General features: G+C 27.9%; 28 protein-coding genes. 9 read left to right on the forward strand and 19 right to left on the reverse strand.

Going from position 1 to position 19,944, the window contains the following annotated elements:
• Nucleotides 1-96: 96 nt before the first annotated feature.
• The 4 genes from ACI389_RS01800 to ACI389_RS01815 all read right to left on the reverse strand — a co-directional run bounded on the left by ACI389_RS01800 (nt 97) and on the right by ACI389_RS01815 (nt 3,518).
• The gene (locus ACI389_RS01800; protein ID WP_439779842.1) at nt 97-1,536 is read right to left on the reverse strand and encodes an asparagine synthase-related protein; all 1,440 of its coding nucleotides are present in this window, start codon (nt 1,534-1,536) and stop codon (nt 97-99) included.
• 174 nt (nt 1,537-1,710) lie between these two features.
• Complete coding sequence (locus ACI389_RS01805; RefSeq protein WP_439779843.1) at nt 1,711-2,535, reverse strand: DUF4013 domain-containing protein; 825 nt, start codon at nt 2,533-2,535, stop codon at nt 1,711-1,713.
• A 9-nt stretch (nt 2,536-2,544) separates the two neighbouring features.
• A complete protein-coding gene (locus tag ACI389_RS01810; RefSeq protein ID WP_439779844.1) occupies nt 2,545-3,276 on the reverse strand; it encodes a DUF4013 domain-containing protein in 732 nt (243 codons plus the stop codon).
• Between the two features lie 8 nt (nt 3,277-3,284).
• Complete coding sequence (locus tag ACI389_RS01815; RefSeq protein WP_439779845.1) at nt 3,285-3,518, reverse strand: helix-turn-helix transcriptional regulator; 234 nt, start codon at nt 3,516-3,518, stop codon at nt 3,285-3,287.
• Nucleotides 3,519-4,005: 487 nt separating this feature from the next.
• Here ACI389_RS01815 and ACI389_RS01820 point away from each other — a divergent pair, with 487 nt between their 5' ends.
• Nucleotides 4,006-4,938, forward strand: coding sequence for an ABC transporter ATP-binding protein (locus ACI389_RS01820; RefSeq protein ID WP_439779846.1), 933 nt, complete (start codon nt 4,006-4,008; stop codon nt 4,936-4,938).
• Nucleotides 4,931-5,665, forward strand: coding sequence for an ABC transporter permease (locus ACI389_RS01825; RefSeq protein WP_439779847.1), 735 nt, complete (start codon nt 4,931-4,933; stop codon nt 5,663-5,665). Before ACI389_RS01820 ends, ACI389_RS01825 begins: the two co-directional genes overlap by 8 nt.
• A gap of 82 nt (nt 5,666-5,747) precedes the next feature.
• Here the strand turns inward: ACI389_RS01825 and ACI389_RS01830 are convergent, their stop codons facing one another.
• Genes ACI389_RS01830 through rnc form a run of 4 tightly spaced genes read right to left on the reverse strand, consistent with a single transcriptional unit; the run spans nt 5,748 to nt 8,936 of the window.
• Nucleotides 5,748-6,062, reverse strand: coding sequence for an AzlD domain-containing protein (locus ACI389_RS01830; RefSeq protein WP_439779848.1), 315 nt, complete (start codon nt 6,060-6,062; stop codon nt 5,748-5,750).
• Nucleotides 6,062-6,826, reverse strand: coding sequence for an AzlC family ABC transporter permease (locus ACI389_RS01835; RefSeq protein ID WP_439779866.1), 765 nt, complete (start codon nt 6,824-6,826; stop codon nt 6,062-6,064). Before ACI389_RS01835 ends, ACI389_RS01830 begins: the two co-directional genes overlap by 1 nt.
• Nucleotides 6,798-8,264 (reverse strand): homoserine O-acetyltransferase MetX, encoded by a 1,467-nt coding sequence (gene metX, locus ACI389_RS01840; protein ID WP_439779849.1) that lies wholly within the window; start codon nt 8,262-8,264, stop codon nt 6,798-6,800. The genes ACI389_RS01835 and metX overlap by 29 nt, the downstream gene beginning before the upstream one ends.
• Nucleotides 8,265-8,936, reverse strand: coding sequence for a ribonuclease III (gene rnc, locus ACI389_RS01845; protein ID WP_439779850.1), 672 nt, complete (start codon nt 8,934-8,936; stop codon nt 8,265-8,267).
• Between the two features lie 152 nt (nt 8,937-9,088).
• Between rnc and ACI389_RS01850 the strand changes: the two genes are divergently transcribed.
• Entirely contained in the window at nt 9,089-9,424 is a 336-nt protein-coding gene (locus ACI389_RS01850; protein WP_439779851.1) for a hypothetical protein, read from the forward strand.
• Here ACI389_RS01850 and ACI389_RS01855 read toward each other — a convergent pair.
• The gene (locus tag ACI389_RS01855; RefSeq protein WP_439779852.1) at nt 9,421-9,810 is read right to left on the reverse strand and encodes a hypothetical protein; all 390 of its coding nucleotides are present in this window, start codon (nt 9,808-9,810) and stop codon (nt 9,421-9,423) included. The two genes, ACI389_RS01850 and ACI389_RS01855, sit on opposite strands and share 4 nt — an antisense overlap.
• 10 nt (nt 9,811-9,820) lie before the next feature.
• Nucleotides 9,821-10,228, reverse strand: coding sequence for a hypothetical protein (locus tag ACI389_RS01860; RefSeq protein WP_439779853.1), 408 nt, complete (start codon nt 10,226-10,228; stop codon nt 9,821-9,823).
• Nucleotides 10,229-10,415: 187 nt separating this feature from the next.
• Here ACI389_RS01860 and ACI389_RS01865 point away from each other — a divergent pair, with 187 nt between their 5' ends.
• On the forward strand, nt 10,416-11,312 hold the full coding sequence (locus tag ACI389_RS01865) for a bifunctional hydroxymethylpyrimidine kinase/phosphomethylpyrimidine kinase (RefSeq protein ID WP_439779854.1): 897 nt from the start codon (nt 10,416-10,418) through the stop codon (nt 11,310-11,312).
• Nucleotides 11,313-11,439: 127 nt separating this feature from the next.
• Nucleotides 11,440-12,402, forward strand: coding sequence for a D-2-hydroxyacid dehydrogenase (locus tag ACI389_RS01870; RefSeq protein ID WP_439779855.1), 963 nt, complete (start codon nt 11,440-11,442; stop codon nt 12,400-12,402).
• A 96-nt stretch (nt 12,403-12,498) separates the two neighbouring features.
• Here the strand turns inward: ACI389_RS01870 and ACI389_RS01875 are convergent, their stop codons facing one another.
• Entirely contained in the window at nt 12,499-12,687 is a 189-nt protein-coding gene (locus tag ACI389_RS01875; RefSeq protein WP_067042784.1) for a 50S ribosomal protein L37e, read from the reverse strand.
• A gap of 57 nt (nt 12,688-12,744) precedes the next feature.
• Complete coding sequence (locus ACI389_RS01880) at nt 12,745-12,975, reverse strand: LSm family protein (protein WP_067042787.1); 231 nt, start codon at nt 12,973-12,975, stop codon at nt 12,745-12,747.
• Nucleotides 12,976-13,372: 397 nt separating this feature from the next.
• On the opposite strand from ACI389_RS01880, the gene ACI389_RS01885 reads away from it, so the two are divergent.
• Nucleotides 13,373-13,855 carry a DUF1947 domain-containing protein gene (locus ACI389_RS01885; RefSeq protein ID WP_439779856.1) on the forward strand — a complete coding sequence of 161 codons (483 nt, stop codon included), beginning with the start codon at nt 13,373-13,375 and terminating at the stop codon, nt 13,853-13,855.
• 10 nt (nt 13,856-13,865) lie between these two features.
• A complete protein-coding gene (gene arfB, locus ACI389_RS01890; RefSeq protein WP_439779857.1) occupies nt 13,866-14,558 on the forward strand; it encodes a 2-amino-5-formylamino-6-ribosylaminopyrimidin-4(3H)-one 5'-monophosphate deformylase in 693 nt (230 codons plus the stop codon).
• 9 nt (nt 14,559-14,567) lie between these two features.
• On the opposite strand, the gene ACI389_RS01895 is transcribed toward arfB, so the two are convergent.
• Complete coding sequence (locus tag ACI389_RS01895) at nt 14,568-14,966, reverse strand: hypothetical protein (protein WP_439779858.1); 399 nt, start codon at nt 14,964-14,966, stop codon at nt 14,568-14,570.
• A gap of 68 nt (nt 14,967-15,034) precedes the next feature.
• On the opposite strand from ACI389_RS01895, the gene ACI389_RS01900 reads away from it, so the two are divergent.
• Entirely contained in the window at nt 15,035-15,631 is a 597-nt protein-coding gene (locus tag ACI389_RS01900) for a YigZ family protein (protein ID WP_439779859.1), read from the forward strand.
• Nucleotides 15,632-15,645: 14 nt separating this feature from the next.
• Here the strand turns inward: ACI389_RS01900 and ACI389_RS01905 are convergent, their stop codons facing one another.
• The 4 genes from ACI389_RS01905 to ACI389_RS01920 form a co-directional block, all read right to left on the reverse strand.
• On the reverse strand, nt 15,646-15,756 hold the full coding sequence (locus ACI389_RS01905; protein ID WP_439779860.1) for a rubredoxin-like domain-containing protein: 111 nt from the start codon (nt 15,754-15,756) through the stop codon (nt 15,646-15,648).
• A 9-nt stretch (nt 15,757-15,765) separates the two neighbouring features.
• Nucleotides 15,766-15,885: a rubredoxin gene (locus ACI389_RS01910; RefSeq protein WP_439779861.1), complete on the reverse strand. Its 120-nt coding sequence runs from the start codon at nt 15,883-15,885 to the stop codon at nt 15,766-15,768.
• A gap of 71 nt (nt 15,886-15,956) precedes the next feature.
• A complete protein-coding gene (locus ACI389_RS01915) occupies nt 15,957-16,115 on the reverse strand; it encodes a rubredoxin (RefSeq protein ID WP_439779862.1) in 159 nt (52 codons plus the stop codon).
• Nucleotides 16,116-16,131: 16 nt separating this feature from the next.
• Entirely contained in the window at nt 16,132-16,719 is a 588-nt protein-coding gene (locus tag ACI389_RS01920) for an acyltransferase (protein WP_439779867.1), read from the reverse strand.
• A gap of 509 nt (nt 16,720-17,228) precedes the next feature.
• Between ACI389_RS01920 and ACI389_RS01925 the strand changes: the two genes are divergently transcribed.
• The gene (locus ACI389_RS01925; protein WP_439779863.1) at nt 17,229-17,633 is read left to right on the forward strand and encodes a PH domain-containing protein; all 405 of its coding nucleotides are present in this window, start codon (nt 17,229-17,231) and stop codon (nt 17,631-17,633) included.
• Nucleotides 17,634-17,671: 38 nt separating this feature from the next.
• On the opposite strand, the gene ACI389_RS01930 is transcribed toward ACI389_RS01925, so the two are convergent.
• Both ACI389_RS01930 and ACI389_RS01935 read right to left on the reverse strand, forming a co-directional pair.
• Nucleotides 17,672-18,427, reverse strand: a complete 756-nt coding sequence (locus tag ACI389_RS01930; protein WP_439779864.1) for an SDR family NAD(P)-dependent oxidoreductase — start codon at nt 18,425-18,427, stop codon at nt 17,672-17,674.
• 444 nt (nt 18,428-18,871) lie between these two features.
• Entirely contained in the window at nt 18,872-19,642 is a 771-nt protein-coding gene (locus ACI389_RS01935; protein WP_439779865.1) for a DUF4013 domain-containing protein, read from the reverse strand.
• Between the last annotated feature and the right edge of the window lie 302 nt (nt 19,643-19,944).

Consider the following 19,944-nt stretch of genomic DNA (forward strand, 5'->3'; position numbering starts at 1 on the left):
TAAATATTATATCTTTTAATATTAATAAAGTTAAAGATTAAATGCTATATTTCTATTAATATTAAATGATTGAAAAATAAAAAAAGAAAAAATAGTTTAAAGAAATTTAGAAATATCTGTATCTTTTATAATCTTTTTTCTCAAGATTTTATCAATACCTGTTCCATATTGAGCTGCTTTTTTAGGTCTATAAGCAATTTCATAATCAAGACCCTCTTCAAAAGCTAATTTTCTTAAAATACTTTTTCTCATATCATCATGCATTGAAACAATCTTTTTATTATCTGGAATGTTTAAAACTAATTCAACTAATGCTTTATCTAAAAATGGTAATCTTAATTCAACTCCATTAAGCATGGAACATGCATCATCACGTTCAAGATTTACATGATACATATTAGACATGTCCTGTCTTAAATCATAGTTTAGGGTTCCATTAACAAAACTTTCTAGATATCTTTTATATCCTCCAAATAGCTCATCAGCACCTTGACCTGAAATAGCTACTTTTATACCATCACGAGCTACCATTTCAGTTGCAAAATAAGTTGTAAGACCAACACCAATTTTCATTAGATTATCATCACCAATAGCTTTAACAACATTAGGCAATGCATCATGTATTAACTCTTCTGTTACTTCGCAGATTTCTAAATCTAAGTTTAAAAATTTAGAAGCATAAATTGCTGCTTCAACATCATGAGATTCACTACGGCCTACTGCATATAATTTAATCTTTAAAGGAACATTTTCAGATATTTCTTTTAAAAGCAATGCTAAATATGAGCTATCAATACCTCCAGAGAAAATTACACCTACTTCCCTTAATCCTTCAACTCTCTTAACAAGGCTTAGTCTTAACATTTTATCTATTTTAGTTACATCTCCTTCAAAGACTTTTTCATGAATTGGATAAACAGGAGGTATATCCTGCCAATTATAAAGAATATGCTCTGGTTTTAATGTTTTAATGTCATTAAATCCCACTTCATTTAATGCTTGTCTTGAAGAAGCAAATCCTTTATTTTCTACATAAAATAAAGGTTTGACACCTAATGGATCACGTGCAATAGCTAAATTTTCTCCATCCCATACTGCAAATGCATAATCCCCATCAATCAATCTAATTGCTGATTGGACAGATTTAAGTAAATCTAATTTTTTAGCATAAAAATCAATTAAATATAATAATGCTTCCACATCAGAAGTAATTTCAACATCAACACCTACTTTTGATAAAAAGTTCCCAATAGTTTGGAAGTTATATATCTCCCCATTAAACACTAAAACAATATTGCCATTAGATACTGGTTGAGGTTTGGAAATTCTATTATTTGAATCATATATAGAAAGCAAATTATGTCCAAAAGCTATAGGATATGTGCCTTCATCATTAAATTCATCTAAATTAATGTTTTCATAAATTTTATCTAAATAAATACCTGATGAATCTGGACCTCTATTTTTAGAAACTTTCAACATTTTAACAATATCTTCTGCTTTGACATCTCCTTGCAATCCTACTATTGAACACATATTATCAAAAAAATCCTTTATTAGTTATATAATAATTATTACAACTTAGTGATAGTTATAATTTAAGGTTTAAAAATAAGAAGTTTAAAATTTTATGATAAATCATCATTATCTTAAAAAGGAAATCATTTCCCATTAAAATAAAAAAAAAATAGAATGTTATAAACATCCTACTTATTTAATTGATTCTCTATAAATTAATCCAAATACTCTATTATAGAATATTCCCATATATGAAGATATAAACAATCCTTCAATTACTGCTAAAATTATAGATACAACAATGAAATTATCATTGATTCCTGTCATAATAAACATAGTTATGATGGATAATATTAACCCTATAGCAATCATTATAATGAAGTATACAATAAATGTGAATATGAGTATTCCTACATATTTACCCCATCCTAAATTAGAAATATTTCCAGTTATCTCTTTAAAGTCAAATGCTTTTTTAAAGTTATCATGTGCCACCATATTATTTATAGCCATGATAAGAAGGAAATTAGCTATTATGAATAATACTATTGAGATTAACACTAAAATTAATCCAAATGATTCATTGATAAACCTCATACCAATTCCCAATAACACAAGTGGAATAATATTGTATACAACAGTAACAATGAAATATTTCACTCCATTAACAAACATTTCTCTTATATTATCAAATCCTGGGAGGTTCTCAGTTTTATTTATTGAACATTTGACAATAGCCCATTCATATCCATTTATAAACAATACGATGATTAAACTAATAATTAACAAAGCAATCATCATATACATATCATTAGCAGGTAATTGGAATATACTAACAACATTATTTCCATGATCGCTTAATTTTGAAAATGCTTTTAGAATATCAAGGAATTTAAAGCTAATAGCAAATGATATTAAATTAGTTAATGTGAATAACACTCCAAAACATAATACTTTTTTTAAATCATTGAAAGGATATTTTAACCCTTCAACGACACAATCAGTTATACTTGCCATCATTATCACCTATATTTGCATTGTATATAATAATCCTATTGATCTTCCAGCAAAAATACTTAAATATGGTCCTACAATAAATGTTGTAATTATTGCATTAACCAATGTGCCTAAAAGAAGGATTCCTCCTGCACCAACACCTAAAATAGATCCTGAAATTCCAAATACTGTAAATATTAATCCAGTTATTCCTGTAACAACAACACTTAGAACTACACATATAATAATTATTCCAGCATAAGTCAAAATGCATTCAAATACTCCAATTTCATTAATCACATCTTTTATTTCTTTAAATGCGAATGCTTTTGTAAATGCTCCATCATTATAAGCCATGTGGCATATTCCCATTTGAATCATTAAAAACGCAATAATTCCAAGAATTAATGTTGCTAAACATCCAATAAGCACTACAGTAGATTTTAAAGCACCAGATAACTGACTAGCAATAAGAATAAATACAATAAATGTAATTACCGGAACAATCAAGTAAATAATCTGAATTATTACAACTTTTACTCCATCAATAAACATTGAAATAACATCATCAAAGTCAGGTAATGGATCTCTTCCATTAATAATTCCATGTACTGCCGTGTTAACAACTCTGTAATTATATCCTGTAATCAAAAATAATGGTATTAGTAAAAAGCTGAATAAGCAAATTACTCCCAATATTAATAGTGTTTTCCAATCTTTAGCAGAATATTCAAATGCATCTTTATATATATCTAAAATCATTTAATCACCTAATAATAATCATCGAATATGAAAATATCTTCCATGACAAAATACTGTTTTCGATCTTCTTTGAATAACATTTTGTTAAAGACTCGGGTTATATCATAAGCTAAAAATAAAGAAGGATTGTATCTACCATTTTCTAAGGCATTTATTGTTTGCCTAGTAACTCCAACTTTATCTCCAAGTTCTTTTTGGCTCATTTTGAGCTCTTGTCTTAAATATTTAATTATGGTTCTCATAATAATCCACAAATTAATTAATTTTTCAAAAAGTATTTAAGCACATAAGTAATTATGTCAAAATCTAATTACTTATGTAAATATTAAATTACATAGTATATAAAATTAATCATTATTAATTAAATTAATATAATTAGATCATACAACTAAAATAAATTAAATATAACGTTTTTCAATAAAATTAACAGCATATTAGTTTAATTATCTATAAAAAAGATTAATAAATTTTTATTTAAAATTTAAAATGAAAATTTTAAGAATTTATTAAAAAATAAAAAATAGAAAAGTATATATAATATGTAATTAATTATTAACATATGTAATGTATTTTTAACTTTTATAAAAAATTATTGACATATTATTAGAAATATATTGCACAGGGTTCAAAAAAATTATTATGCGCATAACTAATTATATGAATCCCATTTTAATGGTTAAATTTTTTAACTAACCTATTATCGAGGTATTAAAATGGTTGAATATATAATTGAAACAAAAGGACTTAAAAAAAAGATTCAAAAAACAATTGGCAGTAAATTCCATAGACATGAAAATTGAAAAAGGAAAAATATATGGATTACTTGGAAAAAATGGTGCAGGAAAGACAACAACCATGTGTATGCTTTTAAATCTTTCAAAACCAACAGATGGAGATATATTTTTCTTTGGTAAACATTATAAACAAAATTCCAAAGAAATTTATTCAAAGATAGGGTCAATTATTGAAACTCCAGGATTCTACGAAAATCTTTCTGCATTTGACAACTTAAAAGTCTTCTCAAAGCTTAGAGGAAACTATAAAAAAGAAAATGTAGAAAGAGCATTAAAAATAGTTTCACTATCCGATGCTAAAGATAAAAAATTTAAAAACTTTTCATTAGGTATGAAACAAAGATTAGGAATTGCAGCTGCTATTATGCATAACCCAGAGATTTTAATTCTTGATGAACCTATTAATGGTTTAGATCCTATGGGAATCAAAGAAATAAGAAATCTTTTAAAAGAATTATCTAAAAATTACGGGACTACAATACTCATTTCAAGTCATATTCTAAGTGAAATTGAAGCTATTGCAGATGTTATTTGTGTAATGGATAATGGATTATTAATTGAAGAAGTATCTCTGGACCAATTAAATGAAAAACTAAATAAACATGTTACTTTTGAAGTATCTGATATTGATTTAGCTTGTAAAATATTGGAAAAAATACATTTAATAAATGGAATTGACTTTAAAGTCGATAATACAACAAACAAGATTCATTTACTCACCAAACTTAATTTAAGAGCTAATATTAATAGATTATTCGTAAATGCAGGAATTGAAGTAAATGAAATATCAATAGTTGAAGAAAGTTTAGAAGAGTATTTCACTAACTTAATTGATAAAAAAGAGACATATGGTGAGATTTATGATTAATTTTGTTTTGATGGAGTTCTTTAAACTAAAAAATTCCAAAGTGTTCATATTGAGTTTATTAGGTTCATTAGCCCCAGCTTTACTTGTATATTTAGTATTTCCAGGAAGGTTTGATTATGGTGAGCCCATTAATTTTGCATTTTTATCAGGACAGACAAATTTATATATGCTATCTATTTTCGGGATATTCTTAACAACAATCGTTGTTGCTTATCTTTTTAGCAGGGAATTTAACGAACATACTCTAAAATCAATCATACCCACACCAATTTCAAGATCAAAATACTTGATAGGTAAATCAATTGCATTTTTGATTTGGATTTTAATATTATGTTCTGTATGTTTCTTTGCTTCTGTATTACTCGCATATGTTACTGGAATAGAAGGAATAACTATAAATTTGATTCTAAAATACTATGGTGAAATCCTCTTAGGAGGTTTTTTATTATTCTTAGTCATGACTCCTTTGATGTTTATTTCAATGCTAATGAAAAATATGGTTCCTGCAATGATTACAGGTGCTATTTTAACATTTGGAAATCTGTTTGCATATGGTCATAATGAAGGAATTTATTATCCTTGGATACTTCCACGAATTATATCTGCAGGAGAAATAGCTCAATATACCTCTAATACAACTATAATATATACAATCATTTTAATAACATTTATTATAGGTTTAGGAATATCCTATTTCTATTTAAATAAAAAAGATATCAAATTATAATGATTTCAACTCATAATCGCTAAAGCATATCAAAAACTAAGGATGTTTCTAAACATCCTTTTATTCCCTTTATTTTATAAAATCAGAAAAAAGGAACAATTGAATACACAGCTATTAAAACAACCACAGTTATAATTACAATAGCTCCCATTGGTACCTTTTTCCAAGCAAGACATGCTGCTACAATAGCTCCAATAAGACCAATATACCATAATTCATTATCAACTGTCAATACACCGGGACATATTAATGCTGCAAGAGCAGTGTAGGGAATCAAATCCAAAAATTTCTCAAACTTTGGTGAAAAATTAAGTTTATCAATAAATAGTGCAGGAATTAGCCTTGGAATAAATGTCGCAAGAGCACATCCTATAATAACCAACATCATATAATCCATTAAGCATCACCTTGGACCAAATATTCATCATCAACTATATACATTCCAATTACTGCACCAAGAAGTGTTGATACAATCAAAGACCAATTTCCCAAAAATTGGCTTAAAATAATATTTAAAATAGCAGTTATTACAACCAAAAGTGCAATTTGTTTGCTTTTTTTAATAGCTGGGATTAATATTGCTACAAACAATGCATAAAGTGAAATGTTAAAACTATTTGTAACTATTACTGGAAGCAAGTCCAATACTACAACACCAATTATTGCACCTAAAATCCAACTTAACCATGCTGTTATTGCAATACCTAAATAAACCCAAATACTTGAATCTTCACTTAATGAAAACATAGCAAAGGATTCATCTACAGTTGTATGGGCTGCTAATATATTCAAAGGTAAATTAGAATCTTCAACTTGATTTAACACACAAGCAGACATTACAAAATATCTTAAGTTAACAACAAAATTAGTTAATACAATTGCCATTACACTAGCACTAGTCAATACCATTGATGCGGCAATAAACTGACCTGCTCCAGCATAAACTAAAACAGACATTGAAACTGTTTGCAATGGAGCCATACCAGCTTTGATTGCAATTGCAGCATACCCAATTCCCATAGGAACATATCCAAAAGTGATTGGAATACCTTTTTTAACACCATCAATAAATTTAGACTTTCTTGAAATAATAACGACTCCAAAAATTAAGATAAATAAAAAAAGAAATAATTTAACTAAGTAAATTACTAATTTGATCAGTAGTTATAAGACCTACAACTTTCATGTCATCATCCACAACAGGAAGACATGAAATATCAAATTTACGCATTTTACGTGCAATTTCTTCAATTGCATCCTCTGCATGACAATATTTGACATTTTTTGTCATGATATCTTTTAGACGATTAGAATTTGTAGCGATAGATTTAGATAAATCCCAACTTGTAACAATTCCAATAAGTTTAAAATTATCATTAACGACTGGAATATGAGTTACATGTTTCTCTACCATTAATTTAGCAGCATCAACAATTTCAGCGTTTTCTTTGATTGTAGCTATTTCTTCCATCATCAAATCATCAACAACATTTTCAGATAAGAAATTAGAGATAATATAATTAAGTTGACCTCTCTCAAGTAAAAATGCATCATGACCATAGTTTGATTTTATTTCTGAAAATGATACATCAACATTATTAGCATTAAGAGCCGTTACGATTTCCATACTTTGCTCGGTTGGATATAACCAATCACTGTCAACTGAAATAACTTCAATTTTTGTTTCAACATCTTTAAATCCATTAATTAATGAATTATTAACTGACATGTCAAATAAATCTACTGCTTTTGTAATAAATAAATAGCTATTAGCATCAAAACGTTTTACAAATGTTTCACCTTGATGTTTTAGATAACTTTCAACTTGAAAATCTACTGAAAAATCATAGCTAATTTCGTCTTTATCCTGAAGACCTCTTCCGAATTTAATATCCATTGACTCATCACTTAAATAAGTAATGTGGGCAATCATACGTGCAAGAGATAAACCATTACTTGGAATTTCACCAGCATCATAATAATTTCCATCATGCCAATTAGGATCTGAAAATATGGATTGACGACCTACTGCATTAAAAGCAATTTGCTGAGGTGAAGACATTCCTGCAGTTGCTATTGGTATTGCTTTTTTCATCATTTTAGGATAACTTACAATCCATTCAAGAACCTGCATTCCTCCCATAGATCCACCAATAACAGCAGCTAATTGAGTAATTCCAAAAGAATCTATTAGTTCTTTTTGAACTTTAACCATATCATTAATAGTAATTACAGGAAAATCAAGCCCATACTCTTTACCTGTTTTAGGATTAATGGAACTTGGACCAGTAGTTCCTTTACAGCCCCCTAATACATTAGAACATATTATAAAGTATTTTTCACTGTCTAATGCTTTACCTGGACCAATTACCATTTCCCACCAACCAGGTTTTCTATCTCCTTTATGCCATCCTGCAGCATGAGCATCACCAGTTAATGCATGACAAATTAAAATAGCGTTGGATTTTTCTTTATTAAGTTCCCCATAAGTTTCATAGGCTACAGTAACTTTTTCAAGACTTTCACCGCCATCTAATGTAATTGGATTGGATATGTCCAGATATTTAGTTTCTACAATTCCCACAGATTCCTTATTCATTTAAAACACTTTGATATTTAACTTTTCAATTGCTACTTTTGCAGCTGCCTGTTCAGCTTCTTTTTTATTCTTACCTTCTCCAACACCCATTTCTTCACCGTCAATTAATATTGTTGTGACAAATGTTTTATCATGAGGCACACCATATTCTTTTAGAATTTTATATGAAACCTCTAATTCTTTGGCATCACCATATTCCTTCATAGCAGATTTATAATCTGCAAAAAATATGGTATTTGCATCAATGAATTTAAATATTGAATTTGATACAAACTCTTTTACAAAATTCCAACCTTGATCTAAAAACATTGCTCCTAAAAATGATTCAAAAATATCTGCAGTTATAGATAATATCTCATTTTTACTTAAGTTTGATTCCTGAGCTGCAACATTCAAATATTTATCAAGCCCTAATTCATGAGAATAGTGAATTAATGCAAATTGACAAACATAATTTGATCGTAATTTTGTTAATTTGCCCTCGCCATAGTGAGGATATTTTTTATATAAATACTCTGAAACAATTACACTTAAAACTGAGTCTCCTAAAAACTCTAATCTTTCATAACTATAATCTAAATTATGTTTAGTGGAATATGAACCATGTGTAAATGCCATTTCATATAAAACTTTGTTATCCGTTTTAATGCCAAATTTTTCATATAAATCCATAAATATAGCCTAAATAAATTAATAATATAAAATATTATGATTTTTTAATTATATATAAGTAACCATTAATGTATTTGTTTTCAAATGCTCTTTCAATTTATTTATATGTTCATAAATACCAAAGTAAAAACAAACATGAGGATTTGGTAAACATGATTATAAATTGGCAAAAAGAAATAACAAAAATTGACCCTGATATGAAATTTAGATCCAAAGGTGGATGGTTAAAAACCGTTGAAGAACTTGATAAAAGTGTTAAAAACGGATATTCTCTTGTAGGAGACTTTGTTAAAGCAGGAAACTTTGAAGAAGAATACAATGAAGGAATATATCTTGACTGCAATAAAGAAAAGAATGGAAGAAAAACCCAACAAGACTACAGACTATTTCGTTTTAGAGATGGTAAAGTAAGATTACTTGACATGGTAATTGATGGTGGAAATAGCTGGGCTGTTGACTTATGGGATGCAGTTGAAGATGAACTTTAATCTAAAAATTCATCTTTTAATTTAAACTTTGAAAAACCTGTTTTTTGAATATTAACCCTCTCATCTAGGCAAGTAGGTTCTTGTAGGAGAATAATTTTATGATCTAAATTTTGAGGAAAATTTTTCCCTTTACCATCTATTATTCCCCTAAAGCTTACATTAAACTCTCCTGATTCACCAATATCCATACTTAATTTTTCAGAAGAAACCATATCATCAAAGAAATTTTCTAAATCCATTATTTCAAATACTGGCCCTATATAACTTATAGCCATTAAACCATTTTTATTTTCTCTTATTTTAACTCTTCTTTGATCTAATTTTAGGGATTTATTTAATTTTTTAGAAGTTAATGTAATATAGTTGGAAAATTCTAAACCCAACATAATATCACCATTATAAATGACAGAATTCACAACATGCACATGTCGGTGCAAAATAAGAATCATCTGGTTCTACAATAGCTTTTTGAGCAAATAAAGTTATATTAAATTTTGCATCATATTCTTTACTAATCTCTTTAGTAATTGTAGATAAACCCCTATAATAAAGCGGCCTATAACCAGTTTGAGAAATATCAAAGTAAAATTTTTCACCTGTGGCAAATTTAGTAAAATACTCTTCTAGTTTTAAAGCTTGCTTTGGATTAAGTGAAAAAGTAAAAGCCATTGTATCATCACTTCTTTGTCTAATTCCTGCATTAGAAATATCAACAGCTAAAATATCCTCTTTACCTCTTATAAAAACAACACAATTTTCTAAATCAACACCATTTTCTTGAGCTATATCTTTTAATTCAACCAAAAAAAGACCCCTAAAGATTTAATATGATAAATTTTAATATTATATCAATTGTTATATAAATTTATCTAAAGCTATCTCAAATGATATATAAATTAATTGTACTAATATCAAAAAAAGAATTATAATAACTAAACTATAATAATTTCAAAAATGAAATAATGATTAGTATTTTGCCTGAGGTAAAAAAATGAGCAAAGAAAATATTAAAAAAAATGAAATTGTATTATATAAAAGAGAAGAAGATTATATTCCCCGCATAGCTGCTATTCATGATTTATGCGGATATGGTAAATGTTCACTTGGAGTAGCTATTCCAGTACTTTCAGCAGCTGGCTGTGATGTTTGCCCAGTTCCAACAGGTTTATTTTCAAATCACACCGCATATCCTACTTGGTATATGCATGATACCACAGAAATCCTTAATGATTATTTAAATACATGGAAAGAAATTGACATAGATGTAGATGCGATTTATTCAGGGTTTTTAGGATCAGATGAACAAGTTGAAGTAATTAAAAGCGTGTATAAAACATACCCTAACGCTTTAAAAGTTGTAGATCCAGTTATGGCAGACCATGGAGAAATATATCCAACTTATAATGATGATTTATGCCAAGCAATGGCAAACCTTGCATCTGAAGCAGATATACTTACTCCTAACCTTACAGAAGCAGCTATTATTTTAGGAGAACCTATTGGTGAAAAATGGGGTGGTGCAAATATTGATGATGATGAAGCACATCGTATATTAAATGCTCTTTTAGACCATGGAGCCCAATATGTTGTATTAAAAGGTATTCAACGTGATGATGGCATCATCCGTAATTTTGTAGGTGGTAAAGATATGGATATTGTTGAATTATCCAATGAATTTTTACCTTACATGTTACACGGCACAGGGGATTTATATGCAAGTGCACTCTTAGCAGCGATTATGGTTGGTAAAAATCTTGCAGATGCTGTTGAATTTGCAGGAAATATCACCCATGATGCAATGATTGTTTCATCAAAACAACCAAACTTCCAAGATCGTGGAGTAAACTTTGAATCACTTCTTGGCCAAGTAACAAACTTACTTATCTAATATTATTATAACCATCACCATTTGATTAACCCCACTAAATAATATACCACTTACCTTTTTTAAATAATATAAATATCATTAAATTCAAAATTAAAATTTAAATTAAAAGAATATTCCAGATGATTTTATGAAAAAAATGAAAGGCGTACTACTTGAAGAATCTGCAATCAACAAAGGAGACATCTCATGGGAAGAACTTTCCAAATATGTTGATTTGACTATTTATGATAATACAACTGAAGAAAACAAGATTGACCATATTGGCGATGCAGAAGTCATATTTGACAATAAGGTCATAATAGATGAAAAAGTGTTGAATAAATGCCCTAATATCAAATATATTGGAGTATGTGCTACAGGGTATAATGTTGTTGATTTAGATGCTACAAGAAAAAGAAATATAACCGTAACTAATGTCCCATCATATAGTACAAACAGTGTTGTTCAACTTACATGGGCACTTATTCTAGAACAGACATGTAACTTGGAGCTTCATAATCAAAGTGTGAAAAATGGAGACTGGATAAATTCAGAAATATTTTGTTACTGGCTTAGTCCAATAACAGAACTCGCAGGCAAAACCTTAGGAATTATTGGTTATGGAAATATTGGTAAAAAGGTTGCTACAATAGCTAAATGCTTTGAAATGAATGTACTTGTAAATACGCAACATCCAGAAAAATATAGTAAAGATGAAATTAATTTTGTAAATAAAGATGAAATATTTACTAAATCAGACATTATTTCACTTCATTGCCCACTAACAGATGAAACCAGTGAAATCATAAGAGAAGAAAACATTAAGAAAATGAAAGATCAAGTTCGAATTGTTAACGTTTCAAGAGGAGGACTTGTAAATGAAAATGATTTAGCTAGTGCACTAAATAGTGGAAAAGTGTTATCTGCTGGAGTAGATGTTGTTACAGTTGAACCAATGAGTAAAAACAATCCTTTGCTTAATGCTAAAAATATAATAATAACTCCCCATATTGGATGGGCAAGTATTGATGCTAGAAAAAGACTTGTAAATGAAATTGTTGAAAATTATAAAGCATTCATTGATAATGAAGAAAGAAATGTAGTTAATTAAATTAATTCTAAAAATAGTTGATTTATGAGATAATATGCGTTTATTATCCCAAATAAATTAAAAATAGTACTACGAAAGTAGTACATGAAAAAAAACCTATACTAACCTTTGTCTAGTAGTAGGTTTTTTATTTTGCCAGCTGTATCTTCTGAGTTTTTTAGATTTACCAAATCCACAAGAAGCACAAACTTTTTTACGTATATGGTAAGTGTTTCTACCACATCTTCTGCATCTAATATGGGTCTTTTTATTTTTTTTACCCATTGATGGAGTTCCCTTTGACATTGATACACCTCCTTTATTTAATCGTAAAACTATAATCTAGAAAGTATTGAATAATATTTATGGTGAAATATAAACAATATTGTCTCCTCTAATGAGCACAACACCGAGTCTTCTAGTAACTTCTCCGTCTTGTAACTCTTCTGCATCATTAAGAACTAAATTCATGTGTAAATCAAAGCTCTTAAGTATGCCTCTAAATTCACGATCTCCTTTGAGTTTTATTAAAACAGGAGCATCTACAGATTTTCCTAATGCGTCAAGTGGTCTTTGAACATTTTGTCCGCTCATTATATCACCTTATATTATTAACAAATTTTAGTTTTTTAATATGAATTGAGTAATCACTCATTATTAGACATAATATAATCAAGTTAAGATAAGACAAAACCTAATTAAAACTAATACTATTAATTATAGTTAATCTAGTATATAAATGTTACTTTATTTCCAGTAAAAAGATTAAAAAATAATACTTATACTTATTAATTAGCCAAACTAATATTTAAATTATTTTTCAAATGCATTGGCACTAATTAAAAATGACTCTAACTATCACAGGACATATCATGGATTTTAATCAGGATAAAATACAATGTTATTCCCATCTCAAATAGTTATAAATAAATAAATTTATTTATTTTAAACAATAAATATTATTTAATAAAAATATTAATTGGGATTTAATATGGTTATAAAAATTAAAAAGAGAAATTTCTTGAAAAAAAAGAAAATTAAAGAAATAAAAGCAGAATTAGGTGAATATGGAAATTTACTTCAAGGAAAAAAAAATGTTGAAATACTTGAAGCAGAACCTAATTCATTTATATTAGTTGATGGTGAACCATATATCATATTAATTGACGAAAGACCGTTTCCAACACTTAAAGCAGCGCTTGCTAATGAAATTGATGCTAAAACTGTAACAGTAGACATGGGAGCTATTAGATTTGTAAGTAATGGTGCAGATATTATGAGTCCTGGAATTGTTGATGCCTCAGAAGATGTTGAACCTGGAAATATTGTTTTAATTATTGATGAAACACACGGAAAACCATTAGCTATTGGTGTAAGTTTACTTTCCAGTGAAGAAATGATTGAAAATGATTCTGGAAAAGCAATTGAAACCAAACACTATGTTGGTGACGATATTTGGAACTTTGAATTATAATGTGATTAGTATGGCTAAATTAAGATATCAAGCAGGAAATATAAGAGACCCTGGAATTCATAAAATTGGAATTATAGCACTTGGATCACACCTTGAAAACCATGGTCCAGCACTTCCAATAGATACTGATGCAAAAATTGGAGCACATATTGCATTTCAGTCCTCCCTCCATACAGGAGCAAAATTTTTAGGAATAATATTCCCTGCCTATGAATTAGACACAATTGACCATGGAAAACATGTTTCCCTTGAAACTTTAAAAGAAAATGTTATCAAAACACTTAATGATGCTAAAAAATTCTTAGATATAGAAAAAGTAGTGATTGTCAATGCCCACGGCGGAAACATTCCATTAATGGCAGAATTATGGGATATTGAAGATAAAACTGACTTATCCATTCTATTTAATAATAAAGTAATTTCCTCTGAAGGTCCACATGGAGGAAGTGGAGAACTTTCTATGGCGAAAGTCTTAGGTATTATCAATGAAGAAGAAGTGATAAATCAAGCCAATATCAATGAATATGAAGAAGTTGGTCTATATGGATTTAAACAAGCACGCCAAGATGATCCAAACATTGAAAAAGGTGCACGTGATATTGAAGAAAATGGTGTTTATGTAGATGAAGAATACGGAGAAATGCTGTTTAATCTAGCTATCAACTCCGTAATTCTAGACATCGAAAAACTATTAGATTATTAACTATCATTTTTATTTTTCAGCATTAGAATTTGACTCACCAGACTCATCAGAACTTGGTTGGTTATCATCATGAGTATCTTTATTACTATTATCAGCATGGTTTGATGATTCTGGATTATCTTGATTTGATGAGTGTGAATTATCTACTGTAGTTTCTACATTAGACTCTCGATATGAACTATCAGAACTTGATGAGCTATAATCATCATGATTTTGAGAACTATAACTTTCACCAGTATCCTCAGAATCATTAATAATTGTTGAAAGATTATCTAACACTCCTTCAGATTCATTTCCATTAGGTAAAATTGATATTTCACCAGTCATGGATGCACAAACGCAAGCTAAGCAAAAAGCTATAATAGCTACTATAAATATTACTAAAAAAGTTGCAGATTTACTAGACAATAATCTCACCTTATAAAATCATATTAACAATAATATGTTTACTATAATATAAAAATATATTGATACAAATGAAAACTATTAAAAAAGCAATACAAATTGAAATTAATATCAAAAAGTCCCAATTTATTTGTTCATTAGTTCCGACTAAAACAAAAGCTGAATCAAAAGCTATAATTCAGAAATTCAATGAACAATATCATGATGCAACCCACAATTGTACAGCTTATATTGTAAGTGATGGAGAAGGCTTCGATGATGATGGTGAACCTGGTGGAACTGCAGGAAAACCAATGATTAATGTTTTAAGAAAAAACGAGCTTCACAATGTTACAGCAGTTGTTACAAGATACTTTGGTGGAATCAAACTTGGAGCTGGAGGGCTTGTAAGAGCATATTCAAAATCAGTTATGGAAGCTATTGGTGAAGCTGAAATACTTGAAATTGAAGAATATGATATCTATATCATTAACTTTGAATACTCAGACATAAAAACAGTAGATAGTGAAGTTAGAACTAATAATCTAGAAATCATAAACAAAGAGTATACTGATAAAGTTAGCTATGACATTGTATCAAAAGACAACAGAGATATTTTAAAAATATTTGAAAAATACTCTGGAAAAATTAATACTAAATTTAAAAATAAGCAGTTTTTGGAAAAATAAAAAAAGAAAAGAACTTATTGTTCTTCAAAATTTGCTGCAGGTACACCACATACTGGGCAAATGTAATCTTCTGGTAATTCATCTTCTTCTAAAACGAATCCACAAACTTTACAAATATAAGCCATTCATAACACCTACTCTATTTTTTCGAACATGTCTTTTGATGCCCCACACATAGGACATTTATAGTCATCTGGGAGTTCTTCGAATTCATCAGTTACATATCCACATAATTTACATTTAAATTTTGCCATTTTAACAAACCTCTAAATATTTATTAAATAGTTTATTTAATATTTTAATCAATAAACTATATAAAATTAATCTATATTTTTTCAAACATAGCTTTTGACATTTTGCATTTTGGACATTTAAACGAAGAGGGCAAATCTTCAAACTTGATCCCAGCAGGAATATTTAACCCTTCTTCAATATTGTCTTCATCAAAAATATAACCACAAATTTTACATTTATACTTTGCCATAAAAAATCTCCTTTAATTAAAATCTATTTGGAACCTTTAAATGATCAGGGAGTGGTTTAATACGTGCAGGTGTTCCAATAGCTAAATAAAATGGTGGAACAGAGTGTATTACAATAGCTCCAGCAGCAACGATGGCTCCTTCTCCTACTTCAACATTTGATAGAAATGTTGTATTGCCTCCAATTGAAGCTCCACGCCTTATTTTAGGTCCTTGAAGTTCATAATTAATACGAACTGGATATTTATCATTTGTAAAACAAGCACATGGGCCGATAAATACATTATCTTCAATTACAGAATTAGTTGGAATGTATACATTAGACTGAATGCTAACATCATTTCCAATGATTACATCACCCTCAATAACAGTATTGGTTCCAATCAAAACATCATCTCCAATATTGGTATTTTCACGAATAACGACATTATGCCCAGTTCTGAAATTATCTCCAATGACAACATCATTGTAAATGATTGAATTTGACCGGATTGTATAATTTTTACCGATTGCAGGAGGTTTTGAGTTTGCAGCATATTCAACACCAAACTGGATATTTTGATTCTTTGGAAAATCTAATTCTGGTTTTGAATAATCTGGTTTGATAGATTGTTCTTCATAGATAACCTCATCTCTTTGATATTGTGAGTTGAAATTATCTTCATATAAATTAGGTCTTTGAGTAGGAGTTTGGCTATAAACTTTATAATCCTCTGAAACATTATATTGTTGTTTTTCAGATACATAATAATGATCTTTCCTAACTTGACCATAATGTTTTTCTTCACCCTTTGACTGTTTATCATCAAGACTTTGTGAAAATCGAACCATATTATCAAACCCTAATTTAATTAAATTTAATCTATAAATATTTTAAGTTATGTTTCTAATTACTATATATATTAACTGGTCAATATTTGAGTTATTTAATATAATCATTTTATACTATTTTCATACAAATACATTATTCTTAAAAGCAACAATACTCTAACTGCTACAGGAATAACTTCCTTATAAAATTGACTATTACATGAAAAAAATTACTATTAGACATTTAGGATTAAAAAAGAAAAAAAATAAAAACAAAAAAATTCATAATATACAATGGTGATATAATGGGATTCTTAGATAATTTAATGGGAAATGCTGAACTTGACACCGATCCATCCATGGTTGAAGAATTTTTATTCCAAGATGAAAATGTAATTCAAACATATAAGTTTTATAGAGATTCAATTGTGCTTACAACACATGGAATTTATGTAATTGATGTAAAGGGACTTTCTGGTAAAAAAATAGAAATAAAATTTATACCAAAAAAATCAATAAATTGGATATCCTTTGAAACAGCAGGAACCATGGATTTAGATGTAGATATTCAAATTGGTGTTGAAAACAATGTGGGTTTTACAACAGAAGGCATGCCTTATAATGCACCAATATCAATTAAAGTAAAAGCAGATCAAGTAAATCAAGCAAAAGATGTTATTAAACTTGTTAAAAAATATTACTTATTTTAAAAAAAATAGAAAAAAATAATTTTCTATTTTTTTAATTTTTATGGTCTGAGAGCTCCTCCACCTTGAAGAGCAATAGTTTCTCCACTCATATAACTTGCATCATCAGAAACTAAAAAGACACAAACACGACCAATATCTTTCTCAGCATCACCAAAACGTTTCATTGGGATAGCTTGAATTGTTTGATCATATAATTCAGGATAATCTTCTTTCCATTGTTCAAGTTGTGGAGTCATAACTAAAGGACAAACAACATTGATATTAATACCATATTCACCCCATTCGTTAGCAGCTACCCTTGAAAGACCCCTAATTCCTTCTTTAGAAGCAGCATAGGAAGATTGACCTGGTCTACCATTTAAACCAGCACCAGATGCAAAGTTAACAATACTACCTTGTGTTTCTTTTAAATATGGGAATGCTTCTCTCATAAAGAAGAAAGTACCATATAATCCAGTATTAATAGCTAATGCAAAATCATCAGCACTATGTTCTTCTAATTTTAAACCAGATTTTGATGCTTGTGCATTATTAATTAAAGCATTCAATTGTCCAAATTTATCAATAGTAGCTTCGATAGCATGTTTTACTTCACTTTCAACACCACCATCAGCAACTATATCTAAAACCTCAACATCATACTTCTCTTCAAGTTCTTTCCTAGCATTTTCTAAGGTTGATTTTGTTCTTCCAGTTATTACAATATTATAATCTTCTTTTGCAAATGCAGTTGCAATCCCAAAACCAATTCCTTTTCCTCCACCAGTAATTAGAACAACTTTTTTTGAATCCATAATTTATCACCTTCTATTTATAAATATTAGATTTCAACATTAATAAAGTAAATACCTAATTCTGATAAGTGAAAAAATTAAAAAATTCAATTTATTCTATATCTAACCTTTAATATACTCTTAAAATATTTTTAAAACAATATTTAGTTTTATTAATCAAGATAGCTCTAAATAAATATTAATTATTAAATCCAATACGATGTATAATTTTTATTCTTTAGTCTACTGTATATTATCTACAGTAGATTCTATTTGTAAAATATAAAAAAAGTATACATAGAAAAAAATCATTATTTGTTAATATATTGTATATTTTCAATTTATACCTCTTTTGAGATAGGATAGAAATAAAAAAATAAAGAAAAATAAGATAAAAAAGCTTTAAAAAAACTCTTTTATTTGGTTTTTAAATTTTATAATTTCCAATAGATTGATTTATTTGATTTATACTTTAGAATAAATTAAACCAATAACACGAGCATTAAACATTGAAATATAAGGTACAATGATAAGTACTGAAATAATGAATCCAATAATTGGAATTAATACTATTATACTAGCTGAAATTACTCCAAGTATTACATCTATTACTCCTAAAACAATAACATAACCAAAAATGCTTAAAAATCCAACTTCTTTAGTTTCATTAATAACTGTACCTATAGAACATGCTTCTTTTAAACTACCAGTTTTACCTAATTTCCCAAAAGCAATTGTACTAACCAATGAAAATATGATAAATAAAATAACTGATATTACAACAATAAAAGCTAATGATCCAGCAAAAACAAGAGCAATATTATCTGGAATATTAGATAAATTTGTTTTAGTCACAATTGTAACAATATAATCAAAACCAACAGTTAAATAAGCAAGAGCGAAAATTATTATTAAAGGAATTATAAAATAAACAATTCCTACAATAAAAGATTTAATTCCGAGTACAAAATTATCTTTAAAATTAATAGCAGGAATCTCATCTTTTTGTGTTGTACTGATTCCAATAATATCTACAGTATACCCTTGAATAATAACATAAACTATTAAAGCAATGATAGCAAAAATCACTGCTAAACTAGCTAAAGTACTATTATCTGATGTACCTAAAGCAGTTAAAATTCCATAAATCAAGAAAAATATACCTAAAATTAAAAGTTTTTTAAAATTTAATGTAGGGTATTTAAAAGAATTTTTAAAAATTTCACCAAAATTCATATTTTACATTCCTCCTTTTAACATGATTCAATGTATATAATATATTGTATATAAATATTACTCAGTTCAGACAAGAATAATACTAAAATAAAAACATGATTATTTTACTAATTAACAAAAAAAGTTTAGAATTTATCATGTTTATATTATTAGGAGTATATTAAAAAAGAAATTAAACAGTAATTATTTGATTAATTATCTGTTCATGTTTAATCAATAGTTATATTAATATTATTTAAAAATAAAAAATGTTTTAAGTTAAATTAACTCAAAACATTATAGATAAATTTATTTTTTACGTT

The organism is Methanobrevibacter sp., from assembly GCF_051877095.1.
In the GTDB taxonomy this organism is placed as follows: Archaea; Methanobacteriota; Methanobacteria; order Methanobacteriales; family Methanobacteriaceae; genus Methanocatella.

What these genes read in the sequence shown, in the direction of transcription:
- ACI389_RS01910 (WP_439779861.1), bottom strand. Translation starts at nt 15,885, where the DNA reads ATGGCAAAATTTAAATGTAAATTATGTGGATATGTAACTGATGAATTC.
- ACI389_RS01885 (WP_439779856.1), top strand. Translation starts at nt 13,373, where the DNA reads ATGGTTATAAAAATTAAAAAGAGAAATTTCTTGAAAAAAAAGAAAATT.
- ACI389_RS01805 (WP_439779843.1), bottom strand. Translation starts at nt 2,535, where the DNA reads ATGGCAAGTATAACTGATTGTGTCGTTGAAGGGTTAAAATATCCTTTC.
- ACI389_RS01815 (WP_439779845.1), bottom strand. Translation starts at nt 3,518, where the DNA reads ATGAGAACCATAATTAAATATTTAAGACAAGAGCTCAAAATGAGCCAA.
- ACI389_RS01800 (WP_439779842.1), bottom strand. Translation starts at nt 1,536, where the DNA reads ATGTGTTCAATAGTAGGATTGCAAGGAGATGTCAAAGCAGAAGATATT.
- ACI389_RS01830 (WP_439779848.1), bottom strand. Translation starts at nt 6,062, where the DNA reads ATGGATTATATGATGTTGGTTATTATAGGATGTGCTCTTGCGACATTT.
- ACI389_RS01915 (WP_439779862.1), bottom strand. Translation starts at nt 16,115, where the DNA reads ATGGCAAAGTATAAATGTAAAATTTGTGGTTATATTTTTGATGAAGAC.
- ACI389_RS01850 (WP_439779851.1), top strand. Translation starts at nt 9,089, where the DNA reads ATGATTATAAATTGGCAAAAAGAAATAACAAAAATTGACCCTGATATG.
- ACI389_RS01935 (WP_439779865.1), bottom strand. Translation starts at nt 19,642, where the DNA reads ATGAATTTTGGTGAAATTTTTAAAAATTCTTTTAAATACCCTACATTA.
- ACI389_RS01825 (WP_439779847.1), top strand. Translation starts at nt 4,931, where the DNA reads ATGATTAATTTTGTTTTGATGGAGTTCTTTAAACTAAAAAATTCCAAA.
- ACI389_RS01900 (WP_439779859.1), top strand. Translation starts at nt 15,035, where the DNA reads ATGAAAACTATTAAAAAAGCAATACAAATTGAAATTAATATCAAAAAG.
- arfB (WP_439779857.1), top strand. Translation starts at nt 13,866, where the DNA reads ATGGCTAAATTAAGATATCAAGCAGGAAATATAAGAGACCCTGGAATT.
- metX (WP_439779849.1), bottom strand. Translation starts at nt 8,264, where the DNA reads ATGAATAAGGAATCTGTGGGAATTGTAGAAACTAAATATCTGGACATA.
- rnc (WP_439779850.1), bottom strand. Translation starts at nt 8,936, where the DNA reads ATGGATTTATATGAAAAATTTGGCATTAAAACGGATAACAAAGTTTTA.
- ACI389_RS01905 (WP_439779860.1), bottom strand. Translation starts at nt 15,756, where the DNA reads ATGGCTTATATTTGTAAAGTTTGTGGATTCGTTTTAGAAGAAGATGAA.
- ACI389_RS01855 (WP_439779852.1), bottom strand. Translation starts at nt 9,810, where the DNA reads ATGTTGGGTTTAGAATTTTCCAACTATATTACATTAACTTCTAAAAAA.
- ACI389_RS01930 (WP_439779864.1), bottom strand. Translation starts at nt 18,427, where the DNA reads ATGGATTCAAAAAAAGTTGTTCTAATTACTGGTGGAGGAAAAGGAATT.
- ACI389_RS01870 (WP_439779855.1), top strand. Translation starts at nt 11,440, where the DNA reads ATGAAAAAAATGAAAGGCGTACTACTTGAAGAATCTGCAATCAACAAA.
- ACI389_RS01810 (WP_439779844.1), bottom strand. Translation starts at nt 3,276, where the DNA reads ATGATTTTAGATATATATAAAGATGCATTTGAATATTCTGCTAAAGAT.
- ACI389_RS01925 (WP_439779863.1), top strand. Translation starts at nt 17,229, where the DNA reads ATGGGATTCTTAGATAATTTAATGGGAAATGCTGAACTTGACACCGAT.
- ACI389_RS01865 (WP_439779854.1), top strand. Translation starts at nt 10,416, where the DNA reads ATGAGCAAAGAAAATATTAAAAAAAATGAAATTGTATTATATAAAAGA.
- ACI389_RS01880 (WP_067042787.1), bottom strand. Translation starts at nt 12,975, where the DNA reads ATGAGCGGACAAAATGTTCAAAGACCACTTGACGCATTAGGAAAATCT.
- ACI389_RS01875 (WP_067042784.1), bottom strand. Translation starts at nt 12,687, where the DNA reads ATGTCAAAGGGAACTCCATCAATGGGTAAAAAAAATAAAAAGACCCAT.